23 protein-coding genes and 1 pseudogene are annotated in these 23073 nt (G+C 40.3%); 17 read left to right on the top strand and 7 right to left on the bottom strand.

The features are described 5' to 3' along the window. Positions 1 to 17: 17 nt before the first annotated feature. Positions 18 to 2321 (top strand): InlB B-repeat-containing protein, encoded by a 2304-nt coding sequence (locus UR08_RS00675; RefSeq protein WP_115751755.1) that lies wholly within the window; start codon positions 18 to 20, stop codon positions 2319 to 2321. A gap of 92 nt (positions 2322 to 2413) precedes the next feature. Here the strand turns inward: UR08_RS00675 and UR08_RS00680 are convergent, their stop codons facing one another. Both UR08_RS00680 and UR08_RS00685 read right to left on the bottom strand, forming a co-directional pair. Further along, the gene (locus UR08_RS00680) at positions 2414 to 2764 is read right to left on the bottom strand and encodes a rhodanese-like domain-containing protein (protein WP_115751756.1); all 351 of its coding nucleotides are present in this window, start codon (positions 2762 to 2764) and stop codon (positions 2414 to 2416) included. Position 2765: 1 nt separating this feature from the next. Then, the gene (locus UR08_RS00685; RefSeq protein WP_115751757.1) at positions 2766 to 3284 is read right to left on the bottom strand and encodes a MarR family winged helix-turn-helix transcriptional regulator; all 519 of its coding nucleotides are present in this window, start codon (positions 3282 to 3284) and stop codon (positions 2766 to 2768) included. A gap of 96 nt (positions 3285 to 3380) precedes the next feature. On the opposite strand from UR08_RS00685, the pseudogene UR08_RS13195 reads away from it, so the two are divergent. Beyond that, positions 3381 to 3596, top strand: a pseudogene (locus UR08_RS13195) (WYL domain-containing protein); the annotation flags it as partial. 301 nt (positions 3597 to 3897) lie between these two features. On the opposite strand, the gene UR08_RS00695 reads toward UR08_RS13195, so the two are convergent. The 4 genes from UR08_RS00695 to UR08_RS00710 form a co-directional block, all read right to left on the bottom strand. Next, the gene (locus tag UR08_RS00695) at positions 3898 to 5085 is read right to left on the bottom strand and encodes an amidohydrolase (RefSeq protein WP_115751759.1); all 1188 of its coding nucleotides are present in this window, start codon (positions 5083 to 5085) and stop codon (positions 3898 to 3900) included. Positions 5086 to 5097: 12 nt separating this feature from the next. Then, a complete protein-coding gene (locus tag UR08_RS00700; RefSeq protein WP_115751760.1) occupies positions 5098 to 6507 on the bottom strand; it encodes an MFS transporter in 1410 nt (469 codons plus the stop codon). Beyond that, the gene (locus tag UR08_RS00705) at positions 6507 to 7694 is read right to left on the bottom strand and encodes a M20 family metallopeptidase (protein WP_115752668.1); all 1188 of its coding nucleotides are present in this window, start codon (positions 7692 to 7694) and stop codon (positions 6507 to 6509) included. The genes UR08_RS00700 and UR08_RS00705 overlap by 1 nt, the downstream gene beginning before the upstream one ends. A gap of 255 nt (positions 7695 to 7949) precedes the next feature. After that, a complete protein-coding gene (locus UR08_RS00710) occupies positions 7950 to 9104 on the bottom strand; it encodes an ROK family protein (RefSeq protein WP_115751761.1) in 1155 nt (384 codons plus the stop codon). A gap of 361 nt (positions 9105 to 9465) precedes the next feature. Here UR08_RS00710 and UR08_RS00715 point away from each other — a divergent pair, with 361 nt between their 5' ends. The 12 genes from UR08_RS00715 (at position 9466) to UR08_RS00770 (ending at position 20619) form a co-directional block, all read left to right on the top strand. Beyond that, positions 9466 to 10935: a glycoside-pentoside-hexuronide (GPH):cation symporter gene (locus UR08_RS00715; RefSeq protein WP_205757211.1), complete on the top strand. Its 1470-nt coding sequence runs from the start codon at positions 9466 to 9468 to the stop codon at positions 10933 to 10935. A 24-nt stretch (positions 10936 to 10959) separates the two neighbouring features. Further along, positions 10960 to 13206, top strand: a complete 2247-nt coding sequence (yicI, locus tag UR08_RS00720; RefSeq protein ID WP_115751762.1) for an alpha-xylosidase — start codon at positions 10960 to 10962, stop codon at positions 13204 to 13206. Positions 13207 to 13373: 167 nt separating this feature from the next. After that, positions 13374 to 14423, top strand: a complete 1050-nt coding sequence (locus tag UR08_RS00725; RefSeq protein WP_115752670.1) for a bifunctional transcriptional activator/DNA repair enzyme AdaA — start codon at positions 13374 to 13376, stop codon at positions 14421 to 14423. A 306-nt stretch (positions 14424 to 14729) separates the two neighbouring features. Further along, positions 14730 to 15398, top strand: coding sequence for a hypothetical protein (locus UR08_RS00730; RefSeq protein WP_115751763.1), 669 nt, complete (start codon positions 14730 to 14732; stop codon positions 15396 to 15398). A 277-nt stretch (positions 15399 to 15675) separates the two neighbouring features. Further along, positions 15676 to 16050, top strand: a complete 375-nt coding sequence (locus tag UR08_RS00735; protein ID WP_115751764.1) for a hypothetical protein — start codon at positions 15676 to 15678, stop codon at positions 16048 to 16050. Between the two features lie 166 nt (positions 16051 to 16216). Then, positions 16217 to 16498, top strand: coding sequence for a TIGR04197 family type VII secretion effector (locus UR08_RS00740; protein ID WP_115751765.1), 282 nt, complete (start codon positions 16217 to 16219; stop codon positions 16496 to 16498). Positions 16499 to 16509: 11 nt separating this feature from the next. Then, positions 16510 to 16869, top strand: coding sequence for a DUF3958 family protein (locus UR08_RS00745; protein WP_115751766.1), 360 nt, complete (start codon positions 16510 to 16512; stop codon positions 16867 to 16869). Positions 16870 to 16873: 4 nt separating this feature from the next. Further along, a complete protein-coding gene (locus tag UR08_RS00750) occupies positions 16874 to 18124 on the top strand; it encodes a T7SS effector LXG polymorphic toxin (RefSeq protein ID WP_165849926.1) in 1251 nt (416 codons plus the stop codon). 1 nt (position 18125) lies between these two features. After that, positions 18126 to 18776 (top strand): DUF443 family protein, encoded by a 651-nt coding sequence (locus tag UR08_RS00755; RefSeq protein WP_115751768.1) that lies wholly within the window; start codon positions 18126 to 18128, stop codon positions 18774 to 18776. Positions 18777 to 18882: 106 nt separating this feature from the next. Then, complete coding sequence (locus UR08_RS00760) at positions 18883 to 19548, top strand: DUF443 family protein (RefSeq protein WP_115751769.1); 666 nt, start codon at positions 18883 to 18885, stop codon at positions 19546 to 19548. A gap of 78 nt (positions 19549 to 19626) precedes the next feature. Then, complete coding sequence (locus UR08_RS00765) at positions 19627 to 20262, top strand: DUF443 family protein (protein ID WP_115751770.1); 636 nt, start codon at positions 19627 to 19629, stop codon at positions 20260 to 20262. A 75-nt stretch (positions 20263 to 20337) separates the two neighbouring features. Then, positions 20338 to 20619: a DUF4176 domain-containing protein gene (locus tag UR08_RS00770; RefSeq protein ID WP_115751771.1), complete on the top strand. Its 282-nt coding sequence runs from the start codon at positions 20338 to 20340 to the stop codon at positions 20617 to 20619. 64 nt (positions 20620 to 20683) lie between these two features. On the opposite strand, the gene UR08_RS00775 is transcribed toward UR08_RS00770, so the two are convergent. Continuing rightward, the gene (locus UR08_RS00775) at positions 20684 to 20941 is read right to left on the bottom strand and encodes a TfoX/Sxy family DNA transformation protein (RefSeq protein WP_240616004.1); all 258 of its coding nucleotides are present in this window, start codon (positions 20939 to 20941) and stop codon (positions 20684 to 20686) included. Between the two features lie 226 nt (positions 20942 to 21167). Here UR08_RS00775 and UR08_RS00780 point away from each other — a divergent pair, with 226 nt between their 5' ends. From UR08_RS00780 to UR08_RS00790, 3 genes are read left to right on the top strand one after another with little or no spacing between them, the layout of a single operon-like run. After that, positions 21168 to 21485 carry a PTS sugar transporter subunit IIB gene (locus UR08_RS00780; RefSeq protein WP_115751773.1) on the top strand — a complete coding sequence of 106 codons (318 nt, stop codon included), beginning with the start codon at positions 21168 to 21170 and terminating at the stop codon, positions 21483 to 21485. A gap of 1 nt (position 21486) precedes the next feature. Next, positions 21487 to 21816: a PTS sugar transporter subunit IIA gene (locus UR08_RS00785; RefSeq protein ID WP_115751774.1), complete on the top strand. Its 330-nt coding sequence runs from the start codon at positions 21487 to 21489 to the stop codon at positions 21814 to 21816. Positions 21817 to 21824: 8 nt separating this feature from the next. Beyond that, positions 21825 to 23069 carry a PTS sugar transporter subunit IIC gene (locus UR08_RS00790; RefSeq protein ID WP_115751775.1) on the top strand — a complete coding sequence of 415 codons (1245 nt, stop codon included), beginning with the start codon at positions 21825 to 21827 and terminating at the stop codon, positions 23067 to 23069. Positions 23070 to 23073 lie beyond the last annotated feature (4 nt).

A 23073-nucleotide genomic window follows, 5' to 3' on the forward strand; every position in this document is an offset into this window, starting at 1 on the left:
GAAAGGGGAAAGAAAACATGAGAGATAAACAAAAGAAAAGTCGATCACTTTTTTTCACTTTCTTAATCAGTATTCTAATGTTAGGAACTGTCCCTTCAGGGGCGGTGGCACAAGCTACAGGTTCAACTCATCAAGCGGAGGATCGAAAAAGTTCGGCTCAAACAAACAAAGAAGATTTAATTCCGATTGATGAAGCGCACTTTGGTGAGACCTTCCGGTATTACATCGCACATAAATGGGATCGCGATCGGGATGGTTATTTATCGAAGGCAGAACGAGAAAGGCCAACCTATGTACAAATTGATCCAATCATGCCGGGGGACGCTTACTATGTTGTGGATTTTAAGGGGTTAGAGTACTTTCCTAATATGAAAAAAATCTTCGCAGGACGAAGCGACGGAGAAGGCGGATTTCCCCTTATTCGAAATTTGGATACGTCTAAATTGAATCTAGTTTCGATTGGCTTTTATGGTGCCAAGATGGAGGGAGGCACCTTGGATTTATCGAAAAGCAGTCAGGCCGAATATATCCGATTGGGGGGATCTGAGCTAGCTTCTGTGAAATTACCCAAAAAAGCCCCTCATTTGAGGTATTTAAATCTAAACAGCTTAGATCTTTCTACTTTAGAAATATCAGGCTACCCAGCTTTAAAAGAGCTATATGCACGTTATAGTGGTCATTATCCAACGCTAGACTTGTCTCAAAATGCTAAATTGGAAACACTTTGGATTCAGAGTTCTCGCTTAACGGAACTGGATCTCACAGGTCTGACGGAGCTAAAGAGTTTAGATGTGAAATATTCACCGATCCGAGAGATAGATTTGACTTACAATCGAAAGTTAGAAAGGTTGATATTGAGTGATACCGAGATCCATCAATTGGATATTTCTCACCTCGATCAATTAACAACGTTATGGGCCCTAAATAATCATTTAGCTACTCTTGAAGTAGGAAACCAGAAGAAATTAACCGATTTAGGATTAAATCTTAGAGTAAGGTTTCCCACCTTTAGTGGTATTCCTAGTGAAACCATTGAAGGTGGCGTTCGACGAAATCCTGCGACACACCAGTGGGAGGTGGACTTTCGTCAGTGGATGACACCGGAAGAAAGAGCTCGCGTGTCCATGAAAGAGTATGTAAAGGACTGGACCTATGACCCGAAAACAGGGATAGCGACCTATTTGAAAACAGAGCCTCCTACTTTTCTGGATTACAAATATGAAACGAAGAGTGTCCAAATAGACAATTGGAGTAAAAACACGGCGATGTATGTGCGAGCGCAGTTGAAAAAGACATATCAAGTGTCAGCGGAAGCCGGAAAAGGGGGACAGATTTCCCCTTCGGGGAATCAAACGTATCTGGAAGGAGAAGCGCCGGTTTATACTGTGACGCCAGATCCGGGCTATATTCTCGATCAAGTACAAGTCGATGGGCAACCCGTTTCTTTAGGGGAAGGCAATACGTATACTTTCTCAGATATAGCGTCTTCCCATACGATTGACGCGACTTTTCGGGCTCTACCAGTCATCACAGCTACGGCTGGGGAAGGAGGAACGGTTTCTCCAAGCGGAGTCCAAGCTTATCCTTTTGGTGAAACCGCGACGTATACGTTTCAACCGCAAGCGGGGTATCAAGTGAAAGAAGTTCGCGTCGATGGCCAACCCGTGGTAGGTTCGCCCTTAACGTCGTATACTTTTTCCGATATCCAAGCGAACCATCAGCTTCAAGTAATCTTTGAAGAGAAAACAAAAATAGGAAGTTTAGAAAGCCCCAATCAATTAACACGTTCTCTTCAAGAGGTGGAGGATTATCTTCGCAAATATCCAACGGAAACGGTCACAAGTTATTTGCGACAAGAGCTACAGGCCAAGGGGTATTATGTCTACGAAGGCGAAACGGTACGACATCCTGTTCCTGTAAGCCTTGATGTACCAGGTCTCTCGGTGCGAGTGCTCCGTTCAGGAACGTATAAGGGGATACTTTCTTTGGACCCATCGGTCTGGAAAGGGACCCCTGTACACCAATCTGTTGAGATCCGTTTGACAGAAGAGGATGTTCTTGGAGAAACTAGCTCTCCAGAGAATTCTGTGGCGCCCCCGCTGGGGTCGCTTTCAGATATCCAATCGGAGTTATTTCCTAGAAAAGCGGTCCACACAATCGGGCGAGATTCGAGTTCTACCCGGGAACTTCCCTCCTCCTCTACGCTTCCACATACAGGAGACAGCACGAGTGACACTTTGTGGATTTGCTTAGGCGGAGTTTTGTTCCTCTTGATGGGAGCCTTTTGTCACTGGTGGCGACTTCGAAAGAAAGCATCCTGATCTAAAGAAATGGTGAAACCAATATTAATGAGTGCCTATCCTAAAAAGAAGGCACTCATTTTTTGAAATTTATTCACTCAGGAGCAATATTGTTAATTGTTTACTGTTTCTAATGGAAGGTTCATGCCTTTCCAGCCTTCAATAGCACAGGATAATTCAAAAGCATCGAAATCATTTTGCAATAGTAAAAGAACTGCTTTCTTACCCAAAGTCGTCCCGGCATTCCAATCGTAGACGACATATGTCTTACTTTTATCTAGAGTTTGAAGCTTATCTGCGAGAGTTTTCATGGGTATTTCAAGTGAATCTTTAATTTTATCTTTTTTTATTTCTTTTGGAGCGTTTCGGATGTCAATTAATGTGTAGCGACTAGGGTTTTGCAACACTTCATTGTGATCAATGGAAATGCTAAGAAATGTTTCTAAAAGTTCAATTTTGTTCATTTTATACGTCCTTTCTTAAAGAAGATGAAGCTATACTGATTTTTTTCAAGATTTTAGTCAAGTGATCTTTATCGGTTTTATTTAGGGCGCTCATGATTTGATGCGCAGTTTGGTAGTTTGTCGGTAAAAAGCCTTCTAGATGTTTTTTACCTTCCTCTGTCAAACAAATCCAAGTAGATCTTTTGTCGCTATCATCAGGAACTTTAAAAACCCAATTATTTTTCTCTAGGCCAGCAATCACTCCAGTAATAGTTGCTCGTTTAACACCAGATTTTTCGGCTAGTTCTGAAGAGAATAATTTATGCTGGGGTTCTCGGTAAAGAAGCATAAGAACGATAAATTTTGCTTCCGTCAAATTAGACTCATCAAAAACGCTGTTAAATATTTGTTCAGTTTTTCGAAAAACTTTCTGTAAATCTAAGTAAAGTAAAACACTATCAATATCTAATTCTGGAAAGCTTTTTTGGTATTTTTTCAATAGTTGTCTTGTAGGAATATCTCGTAGATTTAAGTTAGTCAATGAAACCCTCCTTTTTAATTAGCCGGCTAACTATATTGTAAAGTCTAGTTGCAATACTGTCAATAGTTGAAGTAATATAGGAATTTTTCAAAAGAAGTTTTTTACCGAGTCTATGATGAATTTGAACATGATGATATTACGCTGGAAAATAGTGAAACACTTATTGTGAAAACTAATCTGTCTGATGAAGATTGGCTAATTAGATATCTCTTGTCATTTGGTAAAAATTTAAAAATTCTAAGTCCAGATTGCATAAAGCTGAAATTAAAAGAAGAATTAAAAGCAATAAGTTCAAATATCTCAGTTGACTAATATGCGAATGAAAAGTTAAAAATACCTGCCAATTTTGTAACGATCGCACACTTGATGGAAAGCGTGGCTTGCTCCTTGTGGCATGTTGAGAAGCATTCATTTTTTAAACACGTTACATGCAGGAACTGGGAGGCGGATTAGACGGAACCTTGTTTAGCCTACTCGCTAGAAAATAATGAGTATGAAGCTCCCTATCAAAACAAAAGAGAACCATGCAAGCGCATGGTTCTCGAGAGAATACAATTAATCTAGATTAAGATTGCTCGGAAAGCAACAATGAAGTTGCTTTCTTTTATATTGTTTACGCAAACAAATCAGCAAGCGCCACATCCGCAACAGATTTTGCTGCAACGAGGAGGGCATCTTCATCAATATCGAACTTCGGATGGTGATTGAAGTAAGGATTTTCGACGCCTTTAGGAGCCGCACCAACATAGAAGAACGAGCCCGGGATTTTTTCGAGATAGTAAGCAAAATCTTCGGATCCGGAAAGTTGTGGAAACTCGCTAACCGATGTTAGATAATCACCAACTCCTTTTTGCTCAAGCGTTTCAGCAATTTGCATGGTGATTTTTTCGTCGTTGTAAAGTGGTGGATAGTCACGAGTAAGTTCCAGCTCGCAAGTCACACCAAATTCTGCTTCGATGCCTTTTACGATTTCACGAATGCGTCCGTCAAGTTTGTCTGCCACTTCGTTTGTCATGTAGCGCATATCGCCTTCAAGCGTCACGTGATCTTTAATGACGTTAAATTGCCCCGCACCGTCAAACGAACCGATCGTCACAACCCCCATATCAAAAGGATTTAGTGAGCGAGAAACGATCGTTTGGACGGCGTTCACAAAATGGGCACCAGCAACGATTGAATCATTTGCCATATGTGGCGACGAGCCGTGACCACCTTTCCCTTGGATACGCAACTTGAAGTAGCTTCGGCCGGCCATTGCGTAGCCGGGATGGTAAGCCACTTCGCCTGCTTTCTTGAATGGGAAAAAGTGAATGCCGTAAATGTGTGCCACATCATCTAGTAAACCGGATTCTACCATGCTTTTTGCCCCGCCTGGAGGAAGCTCCTCGGCATGTTGATGAATAATTTTAATCGTACCTTTTAGTTCATCTTTCAGTTCAATCAGGCAATCCGCAAGTACAAGCAAATACGCCGTATGCCCATCATGACCGCAAGCGTGCATCACGCCTTTTTCGGATGAAGCAAAGGGAAGGCCTGTTTCTTCTTCGATTGGAAGTGCATCAAAATCAGCACGAAGACCAATTGTTTTGCCGGGTTTAGCACCTTCGATGGTTACGATGATGCCGTGGCCGTTTCCGACTTCTTGATCGATTTTAACGGGCTTTCCTTGATAGAAATCAAGCACGAACTGAGCTGTTTTGTTTTCTTGGAAGGACAGCTCGGGATGATTGTGGAGATGGCGTCTGATTTTGACCATTTCATCTTGACGCTCGTCTAACATTTTCATTAATTTATCACGCATTCGAAACAACTCCTATTCGTTCGTTTGTACAGTTTGAACAGCTTTTTTTGTATGTGGTGTCATGAAGATGACGGCAACTAGGGAAAGCACACAGAAAGCAACATTGGTAAGTAAACCGACCATAGCTGCTACTTCGATGTTTCCACTTGCTGCGATCACGCCATAAACGGTGGCTGAAATGGCAACACCGAAAGATCCGCCTAGTGAGCTCGCCATTTTGTAAATTCCTGATGCCACGCCGACTTTATCTTCTGGTGAATTGGATACGGCTGTATCGGTTGAAGGAGTTGCATAGATGCCAAGTCCTAGGCCGAAGAAAGCATATCCTACGAAGACAAAGATCAAGTAAATCAAATTAGGCAAGAAGGTCATGGCCATGAGCGCAATCCCAATCGCCGTGATGAGGGAGCCGAAAATCATCGGTTTTCTTGCCCCAATTTTTTGTAGTAATTTTTCACCGACACGAATCATTGCAAGCACGCAGACTACATAGCCGAGCGTGAGCAGGCCTGATTGGAAGGCGGTAAAGCCGCGCCCTACTTGGACGTAAGTGTTTGCTACTACGAGTGTTCCAGCTGCCGCATTCAGCAAGAAGTTGGAAAGTGTTGCGCCGCTGTAAGCCATGTTTTTGAAGAGGCTGAATTCGATAAAGCCGCTTGTTTGGCGTAATTCAATGCGGAAGAAGAAAAAGGCGCTGATAAGGAAAACAAGAATCATGATGATCGTTGTTGGACTTGTCCAGCCAAATGTTGAGCCACGTGTGATGACAAGGTTTAAGCAAACCATTGCGATAACGAAAGTAACAAGACCCCATGTATCGAAGCGACCTTTACTTCCTGTTTGAGCTACTTTGCTTTCTGGCGTGCCTTTAATAAGAAGCATACCAAGAAGCGCGATGATAATCGAAATGATGAAAATCCAGCGCCAACCCATGTAAGTTGCGATCGCACCACCGACGAAAGAACAGAATCCAGATCCACCCCAAGAGCCGATTGACCAGTAGCTTAAGGCACGTTGGCGGTCTTTTCCGTCAAAGTACGTTTTCATAAGAGAAAGGGTTGCTGGCATAATACAAGCAGCAGAAAGTCCTTGAATAACACGACCAATGATGAGAAGAAATGGGCCGTGTGCTAAAACGATTAAAAGCGAACCAAGAATACTTAAAATAAGACCGATGTAAGTGAGTTTCATGCGACCAAATTTATCTGCTAGTCCTCCAGCAACAACGATGAAAATCCCGGAGAAGAGGGCCGTAAGACTAATTGCGATGTTGAGTAAATCAGAAGAAATCCCAATATCGCTTTGAATTGCGGGAACGATATTTACCATGGACTGGGCGAAGAGCCAGAAGGTCAGGACTCCAAATACGATCCCGATAATCAGTCGGTTCGTTCCTTTATAAGTGGTTTGTTCTTGTTGCATTAGTTTGCACTTCCTTTCAAGTATTCAGAAACCACTGCGCCCATTGATTTAGCAGCAATTAGCAAGCAGTCTTCGTTAATGTCAAATTTTGGATGGTGATGTGGATAAAATACGCCGTTTGCTGGTTTTGCGCCCACGTAGAAGAAACAACTTGGCACTTTTTCAGCATAGTAAGCAAAATCTTCGGAAGGTGGTTGTGGCTCACAGCGAGTCACTTCGGTTACTTCTTCGATGTTTGCGTCTTTTAGTGTTTGAGAAACGAAATCGGTCAATTTTTCGTCATTCATCAAAACGGGATAGTCATTTTGATAGTCGAGTTCGTAAGTAACGCCAAACATGGCTTTGATACCATCTAAAATACGTGTAATTTCAGTTTGGATTAGTTTACGTGTTTCTTCGGTCATCGCACGCACATCACCTTCAAGTGTGACATGATCTTTAATGACATTAAATTGGCCTTTGCCATCGAAAGATCCGATTGTGATAGTGCCAACGCTGAATGGATCCAAGCGGCGACTAATGACCGTTTGAATCGCGGTTACAAAATAGCTTGCTGCAACGATGGCATCATTTGCCATGTGAGGCGATGAGCCGTGTCCGCCTTTTCCTTGGATGGTCACGTTGAAGTAAGAGCGACCAGTTTGGATAGCACCTTCGCGGTAGAAAACGCCGCCTGTTTCCATTGGGCTCATCACGTGGATGCCAAGAACGTTGTCGACGCCATCTAAGACGCCATCTTTGATCATTTGAAGCGCGCCGCCTGGAGGAACTTCTTCGGCAGGTTGGTGCAACACTTTGATTTTACCTGTAAATTGATTTTTTAATTCAATTAAAGTTTCTGCGAGGATGAGCATGTAAGCTGTGTGACCATCGTGGCCGCAAGCGTGCATCACGCCTTCGTTTTGCGAAGCAAAAGGAAGGCCCGTTTCTTCTTTAATTGGAAGCGCGTCAAAGTCGGCGCGAATAGCGAGGGTTTTCCCAGGCTTCCCGCTATCGATCGTGACAACCACACCGTTTCCACCAGTAAAGGTTTGAACGTCGCAATCCTTGTCACGGTAGAAATCGACGATGTATTGTTTGGTGTTGGCTTCGTGGAAGGATAATTCTGGGTGTTCATGCAAATGACGCCGGATGCTCACAATGCGATCCTTTTTGTCGTCTAAACGTTTGAAAAGTTCTTCTTTCATGTCGTTCATGATTTTTTCCTCCTATAAAAATGAATAATCGATAATGACATCCTTATTATAGCTAGTTTAAATGGCAGAATAGGAACGTTTTTTGTGTTGTTTGGGGGGGTTTTTTGTTTTAAGTTTGTGATTGAATTTACGAAGGATGAATTTTAGGGTAGAATTTTTGATATTGAGGGTAGAAAGTAGACAAAAATGAAAATACGGATAAATAAAAAGCCGAAAAGGCAAAGGCCTTTTTGGCTTTTCTAAACGTTATTCTCCAAGCTTCAATCGCTCGATATTCAGATATTTCTGTGCGGTGAAGGCGAGTGCGCCGTAAAGCGTGGAATTCTCGCCAAGGGAAGTATTTTTGATGATGACATCGGAAGCGAGGCGATTTTTGACGCGATCTTTGATGAAATCAATTGTGATCGGGATTTTTCGTGTAATCGAGCTATTGATTACGACAATTTCTGGTGCGTACATCATGATGATATTATTGATGCCAATGCTCAAAATATCCGAATACTTTCGAAGTAAGGTGAACGTTTCTGGATCGTTTTCTTCATAGTAACGGACGAGCACATCCGAATTGACTTTTTCAAGTCCTTTTAATTCGCGGAGTTCGTCGTAGATCACTTCATTCGCTCCGTAGCGTTCCAAACAACCATTATTCCCGCAAGGACAAGCTTTGCCGTGTGGCTGGAAAATTGTATGCCCAATTTCACCAGCTTTCCCGTCTTTCCCAAGATGAAGCCTGCCAGATTCAACGATTCCAGCTCCAATTCCGCTGTGCATGCTGATCGCAATCAATTTTTCGTATTCCGATGAAAACGTGTATTCGCCAAGTGCGGATAAATTGGCTTCGTTCTCAAGATAAATCGGAAAGGCATATCGCGCGCTAAGCTCGGTAAATAAGTCTAATTGGTCGAGATCATAGTAAGGCGTGAAAATGATTTCTTCATTCGATACTTGCCCGTGAATCGCAAGCGTCATTCCGACAATGCCATGTGGAGTTTCTGGGAGATCTGCCGTTAAATTACGCACCGTTTCTTCTATAACAAAAAGCGCATTTTCTGAAGAAATCAACTTATCTTTTTGGCTAAGGCTTTTGACGATCGTGCCATCAATATATGCTAAGGCAGCTTCGATGTAATTGTAGCCGATGTCGAGCGCGAGTAGTAAGGAAGATTTTTTGTTGAAGGATAACATGATCGGCTTTCTTCCGCCAACATTGGAAGAATCCCCAATGCGGGTTTCGAAAATAAGCTCGATATCCATGAGTTTTTTCGTGATCGACGAAACGGAAGCCTTGTTGAGTTTGGATAACTCGGATAGTTTCGCTCTCGAAATTTCTTTGTTTTGAATAATAAAATTTAATATTTTTGCTTCGTTTTGTTCACGAATGGTGTATTTACTGGAAATCATAGGGTGACTCCTTTCGCTTTCGTCTATAATCATAGCATATATTTTTTGAAAGCGGTTGACAATTATTTTAGAATCTTTTATATTAGTTCTTGTAAGTTAGTTTATCGTACAAATAAACCTAAGTCAACTTTGAATGGAAAGGATGTGAATGATTACAACCAGTTCGGACGAAAATACGATGAAGTAAAATAGCGGCGGAATTGAAAACGCTGTCAACAAGAAGTGGGTTTTAAGGTTTTATTTAAACTCAATCCAATTTTTTGAAAGCGTTACCTTTAGAAAGGCAAATAAAATGTTGCAGCGCTCACTTGCGGGTTCTAGCAATGAAACTTAACGATAAAAACAGAAATGAGGGAGCAAAGTGGAACAAAATCTAGATCAAAAAAACGTGGCTGGCGGAGCGATCAGCACGCCGGCGAAAACGGTCAGGGCGAATCAAGTGCCTTGGAAAGAGCGAATTGCTTATGCGATGAGTGATTTTGGCTGTAATACGGTGTTTCAAATCCTCGGGACGTATTTCCTGGTATTTTGTACGGATACGTTAGGCGTTGCGGCGGCAGCGACTGCGGGACTTTTTGCGCTAACGGCTATTATTGACTCGGTGGACGGCATTTTTTGGGGGCAATTGATCGACCGGACGCACACAAAATGGGGGAAATCACGGCCGTATTGGCTTTGGTTCACGATTCCGTTTGCAATTTTTTGCGTCATGGCTTTTTCGGCACCAAGCTTCATTATGGGAAGCGAAACAGCAAAAATCGTGTGGATTTATATCGCTTATATTGGCGCGAAAGTCCTTTATTCAGCCATTAATATCCCCGTAACTTCGATTTTACCTGCACTCACATCTAATCCAAAAGAACGGGTAACACTTTCTACGATCCGTCAATTTTTTGGAAACTTCGGGTCGGCGCTATTCTTGCCATTAACCCTTCCCGCTGTCGTTTTCTTTGGCGGATTGATGGGCGATGGCGCGAGTGGATCGAAATCAGCTGCTGGTTGGACCATTTGGGCAGTTATTCTTGGGATTATTACGATTATCGCGATGTTCACAGCCTTTTTCGGGACGAAAGAACGCGTTGTCACACGAGATTCCAAACGTTCTGTCCCCATGCGTGAAAGCGTCAAGGCAATCAAAGGGAATTATCCATGGTTTATCATTATTTTTATCAACTTTGTTTTTTGGGGAGCTTTTGCGATTCGTTCAAGCGCGCTTCCTTACTACTTCAAATATAATCTAGGTCAAGAAGCACTTGGTTCGCTGACGCTTCTTGGAACTACGCTTCAACTGGCTACAACCGCGCTGGTTCCGTTTTTCGTCGGCAAAATCGGGAAACGAAACACGATGATGATCGGAATGATTGGAACGATCGTATCCCAGCTCTTGCTATTTTTATCCGAAAAAATGGGCGGCAATGTTCCCATTATTTTGACCGCGGTCGTTTTCTTCTACTTGAGCCAAGGCTTGATTGGAGCACTAATTGCCGTAATGCTCTCGGACGCAGTGGATTTCGGAGAATGGAAAAACGGCATTCGTGCTGAAGGATTTGTCACTTCTTTCTCTTCTTTTTCCGCGAAACTGGGGATGGGACTTGGTTCTATGCTTCTCTCAGCGGTACTCGCGATGGGGCACTACATCGAATCGACGGGCGCTAACGTGACGAGCCAGCCAGATACAGCCTTAAACGCGATTTCGCTTGGCTTCATTTGGATCCCACTGATTGGCTACATTCTATCCGCGATTGCCCTTTACTTCAATAATTTGGATAAATTTGAAGACCAAATGGCATCCGAATTAGACGAAAAACACGCTCGTGAATTATCCGAGTAAAATCAACGTTAAAGGAGAATGAAGATGAAATTTACAGATGGCTATTGGCTAAATAAAGAGCAGTATAAAATTGAAAATCCAGTCGAGGTCTATGAAGCTTCCGCCGTGCAAGATGAAGCCGGAAATGACTCGCTTCTTGCCTACGCAACGTACCGGAAAATTATCGAACGCGGGAATACGCTTAACGTGGGGAATACCACGATTCGCGCGTTCTCGCCGATGGAAGACGTGATCGGCATTCGGCTGACGCACTTCGATGTGGATGACAAAAATCCTCGCTACACACTTTACCCTGAGAAAAACGTGGCGCCGAAAGTCGAAATCGAGGAAGGCGAAGTAAACGGACAAGGCGCGGGCGTTCGGGCAGGAAACGCGAAATTGAGCTCCGGTCGGCTTGATGTGGAACTGCCGCTACACGGCGACTTTAGGATGGCTTTTCATTTTACGGACGCATCAGGCTTTCGCCACGAGCTAACGGCTTCAGAGCCGGCAGCGCAAGCATCCATTGATGACCTCACAGCCGGATCGCTTTACCCGCTAAGTGTTGCGGGAGCACAGGCGAACTATCAAGATGCGCGTCAAGCGGGGATGATTTTGAAGCGTTCGAAGCATTTTATGCGGGAAATGTTGAATATTGATGTCGATACGAAAATTTATGGGACTGGGGAACGGTTTACGCCGTTTGTGAAAAATGGCCAATCGGTGGAAATTATCAATAAAGATGGCGGTACGGGTTCGGAACAATCCTATAAAAATATCCCCTTTTACTTAGCATGCAAGCCTGGGCTTAAAAAGCAAAACGGTCTTTATTATGGCGTCTTTGTCAACCACAGTCAGCCAGTCAGTTTCGAGATTGCATCCGAGAACGTGCAGCGCGTGCAGTTTGCGACGGAAGGTGAGCATCTGGAATACTTCGTCATCGCTGGGGAATCTGCAAAAGAGGTACTCGGCAAGTTCAACAAATTGACGGGTGGCGGCACTCTTCCTCCTGCTTGGACGTTCGGGCTTTGGCTTTCCACTTCTTTTACGACGGACTATTCGGAAGAAACGGTGATGAAGTTTATCGACGGTATGGAAGAACGCGATTTGCCGCTTGATGTGTTTCACTTTGACTGTTTTTGGATGAAGGGTTTTGAGTGGAGTAATTTCGAGTGGGACAAGGAGGCTTTCCCGGATCCAAAAGGGTTGCTTCGTCGTTTGCATGACAAGGGGCTTAAAATCTGCGTGTGGATTAATCCTTATATTGCGCAAAAGTCGCCCCTCTTTAAAGAAGGCGTCGAAAAGGGTTATTTTATCACGCATGAAGATGGCACGCCTTGGCAGTGGGATCTTTGGCAAGCGGGCAATGCTTACGTTGATTTTACGAATCCATCTGCGGTTCGCTGGTATCAAGATCATTTGAAACGTTTGCTTGAAATGGGCGTTGACTGCTTTAAAACGGACTTTGGGGAACGGGTGCCCATGTATGATGCGAAGTTCCATGATGATTCGAATCCACAAGGCGCGCATAACTTCTATACGCATCTTTATAATGAAGCGGTTTATGATGTGCTTAAAGCAGAAAAAGGCGACAGTGAAGCCGTTGTATTTGCAAGAAGTGCCACTGTCGGCGGGCAACAATTCCCGATTCATTGGGGCGGCGATAACGTTTCAAGTTATACGTCGATGGCAGACACGTTACGTGGCGGTTTATCGTTCTTATTAAGTGGTTTCAACTTCTGGAGCCATGATATTGGCGGATTTGAAGAAAGTACACCAGCAGATCTGTACAAACGCTGGACGCAATTTGGATTGTTATCCTCACATTCACGTTATCACGGCAACATTCAATATCGTGTGCCATGGTTGTTTGATGAAGAAGCGGTCGAAGTAACTCGTAAATTTACGAAGCTTAAAGTGCAAATGATGCCTTATTTATATCCGCAAGCGCGCAAGGCTGTAGAAGAAGGAATTCCTTTGATGCGCCCACTATTTCTTGAATTTGCGAATGATCCTAACACATACGGGCTTGATTTGCAGTATATGCTCGGGGATAGTTTACTGGTCGCGCCAATTTTCAATAAGGAAGGCAAGGCGAGATTTTACTTGCCGGAAGGGAAATGGACACGCCTTGTTAAAGATGAAGGCATGGCAGATGTGGTCGAATCGGATGGCGAATGGTTTGAAGAAACGCATAGTTTCCTAAGCTTACCGCTATTCGTTCGCGAAGGCCACGAGGTAAAACTCGATGCGAATCTAAAAAAAGCAGGGGACTACAAGGAAAAGGCGTGAAGCCTGACAAAATCCGCTGTGTTCTTGCAAAAAAAGAAAGAAGTCGTTTTCAGTGCGGCTTCTTTTTTGTGCGTGAAAATAGTTGTTCATTTTTCGAAAGTAAAATTGGGAAAAAGGGTTATAATAGGAAACAAAGAGAGAGAAAAAGTCACAAAGGAGTGAGAAAAATGGTTATTTCAGAAGCGAAAGCCCGAGAATTTTACGAGGCGCTACTTCATAAAAATAAACAGTACGATGGCACTTTTTTTGCAGGAATCAAAACAACGGGAATTTTTTGCCATGCGAGCTGTACGGCTAGGAAGCCTAAGTTTGAGAACTGCGAATTCTTTTTGACGGCAGAAGAGGCTTTACTGGCCGGATTCAGACCTTGCAAACGCTGCATGCCACTAACTTATCCAAATAGCATCCCAGAAGAAGTCGAAACGCTCGTCGCTGCCGTTGAGGCCCATCCAGAAAAGCGCTGGAAAGAAGCAGATTTCCACGAACTAGGGATCCATTCAGCTACAGCGCGCCGCAAATTTAAAGAGATTTACGGCATGACTTTTGTGCAATACGCGCGCTCAAGACGAATGGGGATTGCTTTCAAAGAAATCTTAGCGGGCGAAAAAGTCATTGACCAGCAAGTTTCGCTTGGATACGAATCCTCAAGTGCCTTCAATGATGCCTTCACCAAAATCATGGGGAACCCACCAAAGAAAACCGAAGTGAAGCCGCTTTACGCCAATATTATCGCGACGCCAGTTGGGCGAATGTTTAGCCTCACGGATGAAGAAGCGCTGTACCTGCTTGAATTCATGGATCGGCGCGGTTTGGAACGGGAAATCGAGCAGCTTCGAAAAAAGCACAACGCCCGAATTTTAGTGGGGAAAACAGAAACGAATACCAAACTCGAACAAGAGCTAGAGGAATACTTTGCGCAAGAACGAACGGATTTTACGATACCGCTTCATTTGGATGGCACTCCGTTTCAAAAACAAGTGTGGCAGTCACTACTTGAAATCCCTTCAGGCGAAACAAGGTCCTATCAAGAGATCGCGCTCACGCTTGGCAATAAGAATCTCGTTCGAGCGGTCGGAAATGCCAATGGCTTGAATAAAATCGCGATTGTTATCCCATGTCACCGAGTGATCCAGACAAATGGAGAACTTGGCGGCTACGGGGGTGGCGCTAGGCGCAAGAAATACTTGCTTCAATTAGAAGGGCATAAAGCAGAGTGAAGCTTTTTTAAAGACTCTTAATCGTTAGGCGTTTAAGAGTCTTTTTATGTTTTCGCACAAACAAGATTCGAAAAACGGTCACATTAGGAAAAAAATCATTGTGTATTTGCAAAATAGAATTGATAGATGTAAGGTATATTATGAAATAAAAAGGGTTTAATAAGCGCCCCTGCCTCTCGTTGCAAACTCTGCTTTTATTGTGTATCATGAATGAGTTGAGTTTTTAGAATAGTCAGAGGTGAATACACGAAGATTAGCATTTGGCATCTACTAGCTCCGAAAAGCAGGAAAAGGGAGAGGACTTCATTGAAAAAAGGAATCATGGTGGCTATTTTAGTTCCGAGTTTAGTTTTAAGTTTGGCAGGGTGCGGGGGAGAGTCCGCAAATAAAAAAGTGGAAAGCAAGGAGAAACCAGCTGTGGCACACAAAAAGCCGAAAAAAGAAAAGGAAATTTCTTTTGCTCTTGCAGATTTTAAACAAGTGATTGAGAAAGCTTCGGCAGAATTTGTTTACTTAGACAATATGGCTGGAAACATTGGTTATAATATCCAAGCGGACATGAATAGTGATACTTACGGCTTTGTTCAAGAATTATCGAATGAATTTTTAGACAAGCGCTACGTGACGATCCACAAAGTATCAACGGAAGGCATGCAGGAATTAAATAACTTAGGTGTGGATCCTGATTTATTAAAAGATTATAAAGAAGCTTACCAATATGTGTTAGATACGGTTCAAAAGCAGCGGGCGATTATTTTAACTTTGGATGGGACCAATGGCAAAGAAGTTCGCACACAATTGGATCAAGCTTTCGATCAACCAACATACATAGAAAATAGTCAAAAACTGACTTTATTGGAAATTGAGATGGCTGTAAAGGCTGGCTATAAGAGAGAAGAAGCACGAGAAGCGGTGCAAGAAGTGAAAGAAAAGGTCATGAAGGAATATGGAGATCCTACAGATTTAGAGTCATGAGATGGGGGCTAAAAACTTTGAAATAGAAAGTTTCATAAATTGGCTAAGTGTCTCTATGAAAACTTTCTAGCAAAATTAGGTAGGAAATAAAACAAAAATAATGATCTCTTACGCATTTTAGAGGGTTACTAGATTATTTGGAGAGGAGAGGTTTATTATCGGCTTCGTAGTTTTTACGGTTCTGCCATTAGTCGCAACAGGTCTAATGATTCTGATTATCTCACTGTCAATATTTTTTTCTAGAAGGAAAGGCAACAAAACCTATGAAATCATTGATATGTACAGTATTGAAGAGGGCACGCCGATCTATTATAAGGATTATCGGCATGTAAAAATTTATTTATCACGTTTTCATACGGAAAAAGCCATTAATCGCTATTTAACTCAAGAAGGGCTCTACTTTGAAACGGTTGCGAGATCCATATTGGACAAAGAATTGACGGTTTTGGACAAGCCGGTATTTGTTTTGGTATTGGAAGATACTGAGCAAAATAAATTAACGATCAGTTATGATATGGAACGCGTATCCAAGGAGAATTTAGAAACTTTCATGCAACTGTCTATTGGCGAAACTGTGCAATTGAAAGATGTGACTCAAGAAGTTTCACAGAATATCTCTTCGTATGCTCGTGTGCTTGTGAATGAGAAATAAATGGAAACGGGAAGTCTATTCGGGCATTGGTCTAAGATGCGAGCTTTTTAGATTATTTTCGCAGAATCTTGAGTTCAGTGTTTGGAAATAAAAAGTTGTAGGAAAATTAAATTATGGTATACTTTTTAGATGAATATTAGAGAATACATCAAAGGAGTGGAGCAAAATGACAGAAATTAAATCGGATCAACGGGAGGCTCAGCAACTAGCGGATGAGCTGAAAGCAAAATCCGAGGCTCTTCAAGAAACAAAAAAGGTCATGCCTGCTGGATCATTTTCAACAGTTGCGCCTAGTGAAAAGATGAAAGAAGCGTTTAGTAATAGTTTACTTTATGCGGATCAATATACTAGTTTGCTACAAGAAAGCATTGAAAAAATAGTTCAAACGGCCAACTCTTTTTCTGAACAAGATCATGAAATTGCTTCGGGGACAAAGCTAATTAAATAGAGGTGATAAAGTTGAATTCTAAAGATAGCACATTTGAAAAACAAAAAAGAATTCGATATCAGTTGAAAGTGGCAGATGAAGATTATGAAAAACATAGTAATAAGCTTGAAGGGTTAAAAGAAGCCCAGCAGGATTATCAGATGGGCATAAATCAAGGAAAACGATTACTAGATGAACTAGAATATTACTGGCAAGGTGATGAAGCCCAACACTTTATTTTTCAAATAAAGGACGAACTGTTTCAAGAAGAGAGAGAAATAAATGAACGATTTTATGATCGCCATGATGAGATGGAGCGAGAAAAAAGGCGGCTACAAGGATGCGTTCAGAAATTAGAAAATGATTATAGAAAAGCAACAAGGGAGGACTAACAAAGTGGGTCTCAAAATTGATATGTACGAGGTCAATTCACAAATCAAAAGTATTAACTCTATTTTGAAACAAAAAAACCAAGCTAATCGGGAATTAAAGGCAGCCTTCTCTAAATTACAACAGGCTGATTCTTTAAAAGGAAAAGCTTATCAGAATATGAAAGCTCATTTTATTAATTTACATATGCCCATTGTGAAGGGGTTTATTGCGGCTAATGACGCGATCATAGAAGCCAATCAAGTATTTAAACAGCAATTTGCTGCACAGGTAGATACTTCCCCTTCAGCAAGAATCGACGCTGATAATATGCAAAATTTAGTTGTTCAAATGAATTCACTTTCTAATTATTTGAATGAAGCCCAATCTAATAATCAAAATTACATCGCAGCTTCTCAAAATCAATTGATGAAAACGCAAAAAGTTATTGAACAAATTCAAAAGCTTCATGACTTTAATTCCAGTTGTAGTCAAATATATGATTTGGCTAATCAATTATTAGAACAAGTTTCAGCTGGGATTTCTTATTTGAATAGTGGGAGTTATAACAGTGCTACACATTCGTTTACACCTGCAGCAGGAGCTTCAACAAATTGGCTTGATAAACTGAACAAGCTCAATACCGTATCAAGAGCGGAGATTGACGCTATTGCAAAAAAAGTGCCTAATTTAAGCGAACGGGATCTTAGTCGACTGGATGCTTATTTAGGCCAAAATCCCAGCAATCGAATTCCAGAACCTATTTTAAAATATCTGAAAGACAATAAAGAAAAAGTTTTAACTGATTCAGGCAATGAATTATTATTATTCACAATCGAACAATCTGGAAGATTTGCAGGAGCCAAAACACTAGATCCGACAGCCATTAGTTTTGGGAATAACTTAGGTAAGGTAGCCAAATATGGTGGCTATGCAACAACAGCTGTTGGAATTGGGATTGGGACTTGGGAAGACTTTAATAATGGAAAAACAATTGGTCAAGGAATTGCACATGGAACTTTTACTGCCGGAGTTGGATTAGGAGTAGGCGGTACAACATTAGCTGCAACTTCAAATCCAGGGGGCTGGGTAATTGCCGGGGCAGCTGGTTTAGGATTAGTGTTTTCCTCTATATCAGATTGGGCATATCAAAATAATTTTTTAGGAATAGAAGACGGAGTTGACTATGTAGGGACTAAACTAGATGATTTTGGAAAAGGTGTAGTGGAATCTGCTAGCAAATTGGTCATAACCGGACCAGTGTGGAAAGGATGGTAAAATGAATCAAGAAATACGGGCAACCAAAAAAACACAATTTAAAACCATGCAATATAATAATAAGCGATATGTTATTGATGTAGCGTCTAATAAAAGCTGGCTATTTTCCATATTTACTTGGTACAGAAAAAAGGAAGCTTATTTATTAAGTGAAAATGATGACAATAGGAATTTCCTTGAAAGAAAAGAGATAAATTCTAATGTAGCCAATGGGATTATAATGAGTGTCGTGGTTATTGGTGGTTTATTCTTGCGAAGATATATCAATGCCTTTGATACCAATTTATCTAGTTTATTTGCAGCAATTTTATTATTATTTAGTGGGCTTTTGATTTTTTTAGGCTATGCTTTGGTGGTTAGGAGTAATAAAAAAATATTATATCGTTTAGCTGGGAAAAATAAGATAACTATAAAAATTAGGTCGTCATCAAAAGTTGCTTTATCTTATCATATCAAAAATCTATTACTCTGCTTCTTTTTTCTTTTTTTTATAATTTTTGGCTTTAGTATGTTTATTATTTATCATTCCTTACTTTTCTATTTTGCCTTTATTCTTGGCTATTGGTTTTTTTTATATTTAGGGATTGCCACAATGAGATTACCTAAATTATATGAGATTGAAGTCATTGAAAACAAAGAAATGAAGTATTGAATGTTCAATTGAGGATTAACCAAAGTCGTTAGGTGGAAGATTCTCAGGTAATTTTATTTTGTGAATAAATCAGTGAGAAACGTCTTAGTACAGAAAGAATGATAAAATGAATCAAAAAATTACTAACACAAAAAAAACACAATTTAAAATTATACAGTACAAGAATCAAGAGTACATAGTAGATATGGCATCCAATAAAGGCTGGCTTTGTTCAACTTTTACTTGGATAAAGAGCAAGCGAGCCTATTCAATTTCTGCAGAGAATCAGGGTTTAGAAAATATAAGGCAGAAAGATACAAGTGTAGGAATGAATCTTTTGTGGAAAGTAGGAATACCAGTTTTTGCAGGAGTTTTAGGTCTCTATTTGAGTAGATTTAATATCATTGATAGATTAGGTACTGGAATGCCCAATGTTCTAGCTATTTTTATTTTAGTAATCACTGCTGGAATTATTTTTTATTTATATGGGCAAAATGTCAAAAGAAACTCAAAAAGAATAATTAGAATGGCGGGAAATAAGGAATTAACGGTTCAATTAAAACCTGATAAAGGGGAGTTGATTCCATATATTAGCAAATGTATATTAGGAATTATTTTTATGCTGTTTTTGTTAGGCGTTGCAATAGTTACATTTATTTTCTATCATTCGCTATTCTTTTATTTCTTTTTTATTTTAATTTTTTGGCTGACAATGTTTACGGGAATCGGGGTGAGCCTTATTCCTCGAAAATATACGATAATATTTTCTGAAATAGCCACAACAAGAAACTAAACATTTACTATAGAAAAATTTGCTGCAGGAGACTGATCTTGTTGTGTAGTTAGAATATTATGGAGTAAGTGATAAAAAATGAATCAAGAAATAAGAGCGACAAAAAAAGCTCAGTTTAAGACCATACAATATAATAATAAGCGTTATATTATAGATGTAGCATCCAATAAGGGCTGGTTAGCTTCTGTATTTACTTGGTCAAAAAAGAAAAATGCTTATTTACTAGTGGAAAACGATAAAAATAGAGCGATTCTTGAGAAACGTTCTGTAGATTCCGACTTAGCAATAGGGCTAGCTCTGATTATTGTTTCTATTGGTGGCTTCTCTTCTCGAAAATATCTTAATGTGTTTAATACCAATTTGTCTGATTTATTTTCAGTGGTTCTTTTGATTAGCAGCGCAATAGTCGTTTTTTTAAGCTATTTTTTTGCAATTAGAAAAAATCAACAAGGGCTCAAACAATTAATTGGAAAAGAGAGCATAAATATTCAAATTAGATCATCATCACTAGACATGGTAAATTACTATATTAAGAACATTTTAATCTTTTTAGTTCTTTTATGTTTGGTGATATTTAGTTGCACTATGTTTATTCTATATCATTATTTAATTTTTTATTTTATGGCTATTCTTTTCTTACTCGTTTGTTTATATGCTGGAATTGCCACAATGAGGCTGCCCAAAATTTACGACATTGTTATTAAAGCGGATTGATACAAGGGCTAAAGATTTCAATAAAGAATGGCAGTAAAAAATTATCAACGTTTGTTAGACGAACAGGAGGAAATTATGTTAGAACTTGGAACGATTGTTTATTTAAAGGAAGGTAGCAAAAAGGTAATGATTATTGGGCGCAATCAAACGATTAAGAAAGATGAAGACGAAAGATTTTTTGATTATGCTGCTTGTGCCTACCCAGAAGGGATTTATCCTGAAGAAATGCTTTTCTTTAATGAAGAAAATATTGATCGGGTTGTATTTCAAGGCTATTCCGATGAAGATGAGATGCGCTATCAGGAACTTGTTGCAGATTGGAAAAAAGAACATGAAGTTCACTATTATCACATATAAAACTTAATTTAATTTAAATCAAAACCATCCTTTGTTTTATATTTTTAAAACAAAGGATGGTTTTTTATTGATTTTCTTGATAAAAGTTTTTAAGTTTCTCTTTTCGCTCGATAGGGATTTCTTTTTTCGGAATGTTACAAATAGCTCCCTCAAGTGCATAAAGAAAATGCAGGCAAGCTCCTTCATCTACAAGGTGTTTCGTTTTCAAATAAGCGGTTTCTGTTCCGACCGACACAAGCTCTTCTGCAGTCATGATGCCGGCAAGGTTTAGTTTTTCTTCATTTACTTTTCCTAAATTTGGCATTTTTGAAATTTGCATCATGTAGCACTCCTTTAGATGGCTAACTTTATCTTTAATATACAATCTCAATAGACGAAAAGCAAAAGTTTATTTCACAGCACCCGGCATTGTTAGGGGATCTTAAGGCGGCAAGCCCCAATCAATTTTTATAAGTCTGTCCCTTGCGTTTCCTGCTAGTAGGAAAAAAATTTAAATGAATGCGGTTTCTATAGTTGGTATGCTTGATTTAACAAAGGAGGAATGGACGATGACGAAAAAAATCTTACTTGTTTGTGGGGCAGGAGCTTCTTCAGGGTTTGTCGCGGCAGCTGCTAGAAAAGCTGCAAAAAAAGGTGGCTTTGATTTTGAAATAAAGGCTAAAAGTGAATCGGAGCTAAATGATAATTTGGATACTACGGATTTACTTTTAGTGGCACCGCATTTGAAATACATGATTGACGAAGTAAAGGATGTCTGTACGGAAAAAGGTGTGAAGTATGGCATTATTCCTCAAAAAGTTTATGGTTCGCTTGATGGAAAGGGACTAGTTGAATTTGCTGAAGAAGTTTTAAAGGAAGGGAATTAGTATGGAAAAAGTAAAAAAAGAAGAACTGAATTTGCTTTCTATGGAAGTTATTTTACATGCCGGGAATGCAAGAGATTTTGTTTTTAAAGCGATTGAACAAGCTGCAAATGGGAATTTTGCGGAAGCAGATAGCTTGATGGAACGAGCGAATGAAGAAATTCACCAGGCGCACCGCGAGCAAACGAGTACGTTACAAAAAGAAGCGGAAGGAATTGAAATTCCCTATTCCCCTTTATTTGGGCATGCGCAAGACACACTTATGACTGTAAAAACGGAATTTAATTTGATTCGAGAATTTATAAAGTTGTATAAAAAATCAAGTGAGAGGTGACAAGCATCATGGATAAATTTATGACGTGGATGACAGATAAATTTTCTCCAAAAGTAAATAAAATTGCTAAAAACGCCTGGGTCGCTTCGATTCAGGATGCCATTTTAACAGCTATGCCAATGGTTTTTATCGGGTCGTTTGCTACGATTTTGGCGATTATCAAAAATTATTGGCCCGCTTTTCCAGATTTGTCTCCGATTAGTACGTTTTCATTCGGGTTATTCTCCTTATTTATTTCGTTTCTGATTCCTCAGTCGGTCATGAAGCATAAAGGAATTAAAGGCGTTGAAAAACAAGCAGGACTAGCGGGTGTCGCTTTTTTCTTAATTATGATTTTCCCAACATTTTCAAATGATGGAGGAAAAATTATCTTTGATTTAAACGCTTTTGGAACTGGTGGTATGATTGCTGCTCTTATCGCTGGTTTGTTTGTAGGCTTAATTATGACTCTTTTTGCTAAACTTAAGTTCATTAGTGATGATTCACCTATCCCAGATTTTGTTGCCGTTTGGTTTAATACGCTTTTACCAATTATTGTGGTCCTTCTGGTGGGTTGGCTATTTACATTTGAATTGAAAATTAGCTTATATGATGTTGTAAATAGTATCTTTTCACCACTCATTCAACTGGGTTCTAGTTTTTGGGGTTTTGTTATTATTTATTTCTTGGGCTTTTCATTTTTATATTCATTCGGGATCTCTAGCTGGGTTATTTACCCAGTTCAAGTTGCAATTGCTTTACCGGCTATTGCGCAAAATCAAGCTAATCACGCAGCAGGACAAGCGGTTACTAATATCTTTACTTCTGAAGCCGGACAACTCTTTTTGATCGGTGGCGGTGGAGCGACTTTGTCATTGTGTATCATGCTTGCCTTCATGGCTAAATCCAATCGCTTGCGTATTATTGGGAAAGCATCACTTATTCCCTCGATTTTTAACATCAATGAACCGGTCGTGTTCGGGGCACCCATTGCGTTTAATCCAATTTTAATGGTTCCAATGTGGATTAATGGTTTAGTTGGTCCGATCATAACTTGGTTTGTGATGAAATTTGGGATTGTCCCTATTCCGTATGAGCCCTTTCAATTATGGTATCTGCCAGCGCCGATACTTGCATGGGTGACGACAAAGTCTATTACTGGAATTCTACTTATTGTTGTTTTATTTGTGATTTCGTGGCTGATTTATTATCCGTTTTTCAAAGTTTACGATAAACAAGCAGTTGAGCAAGATCTTGAAATGGAAGGAGAATGATTGT

Source organism: Listeria kieliensis (assembly GCF_003369925.1).
Taxonomy (GTDB): Bacteria; Bacillota; Bacilli; order Lactobacillales; family Listeriaceae; genus Listeria; species Listeria kieliensis_A.

Excerpts from the sequence above, each read along its gene's own strand:
- UR08_RS00755 (WP_115751768.1), top strand. The coding sequence starts at position 18,126 with ATGAATCAAGAAATACGGGCAACCAAAAAAACACAATTTAAAACCATG.
- UR08_RS00760 (WP_115751769.1), top strand. The coding sequence starts at position 18,883 with ATGAATCAAAAAATTACTAACACAAAAAAAACACAATTTAAAATTATA.
- UR08_RS00700 (WP_115751760.1), bottom strand. The coding sequence starts at position 6,507 with ATGCAACAAGAACAAACCACTTATAAAGGAACGAACCGACTGATTATC.
- UR08_RS00675 (WP_115751755.1), top strand. The coding sequence starts at position 18 with ATGAGAGATAAACAAAAGAAAAGTCGATCACTTTTTTTCACTTTCTTA.
- UR08_RS00705 (WP_115752668.1), bottom strand. The coding sequence starts at position 7,694 with ATGAAAGAAGAACTTTTCAAACGTTTAGACGACAAAAAGGATCGCATT.
- UR08_RS00735 (WP_115751764.1), top strand. The coding sequence starts at position 15,676 with ATGTACAGTATTGAAGAGGGCACGCCGATCTATTATAAGGATTATCGG.
- UR08_RS00740 (WP_115751765.1), top strand. The coding sequence starts at position 16,217 with ATGACAGAAATTAAATCGGATCAACGGGAGGCTCAGCAACTAGCGGAT.
- UR08_RS00710 (WP_115751761.1), bottom strand. The coding sequence starts at position 9,104 with ATGATTTCCAGTAAATACACCATTCGTGAACAAAACGAAGCAAAAATA.
- UR08_RS00775 (WP_240616004.1), bottom strand. The coding sequence starts at position 20,941 with ATGATGCAAATTTCAAAAATGCCAAATTTAGGAAAAGTAAATGAAGAA.
- UR08_RS00765 (WP_115751770.1), top strand. The coding sequence starts at position 19,627 with ATGAATCAAGAAATAAGAGCGACAAAAAAAGCTCAGTTTAAGACCATA.
- yicI (WP_115751762.1), top strand. The coding sequence starts at position 10,960 with ATGAAATTTACAGATGGCTATTGGCTAAATAAAGAGCAGTATAAAATT.
- UR08_RS00770 (WP_115751771.1), top strand. The coding sequence starts at position 20,338 with ATGTTAGAACTTGGAACGATTGTTTATTTAAAGGAAGGTAGCAAAAAG.
- UR08_RS00785 (WP_115751774.1), top strand. The coding sequence starts at position 21,487 with ATGGAAAAAGTAAAAAAAGAAGAACTGAATTTGCTTTCTATGGAAGTT.
- UR08_RS00780 (WP_115751773.1), top strand. The coding sequence starts at position 21,168 with ATGACGAAAAAAATCTTACTTGTTTGTGGGGCAGGAGCTTCTTCAGGG.
- UR08_RS00725 (WP_115752670.1), top strand. The coding sequence starts at position 13,374 with ATGGTTATTTCAGAAGCGAAAGCCCGAGAATTTTACGAGGCGCTACTT.
- UR08_RS00790 (WP_115751775.1), top strand. The coding sequence starts at position 21,825 with ATGGATAAATTTATGACGTGGATGACAGATAAATTTTCTCCAAAAGTA.
- UR08_RS00695 (WP_115751759.1), bottom strand. The coding sequence starts at position 5,085 with ATGCGTGATAAATTAATGAAAATGTTAGACGAGCGTCAAGATGAAATG.
- UR08_RS00680 (WP_115751756.1), bottom strand. The coding sequence starts at position 2,764 with ATGAACAAAATTGAACTTTTAGAAACATTTCTTAGCATTTCCATTGAT.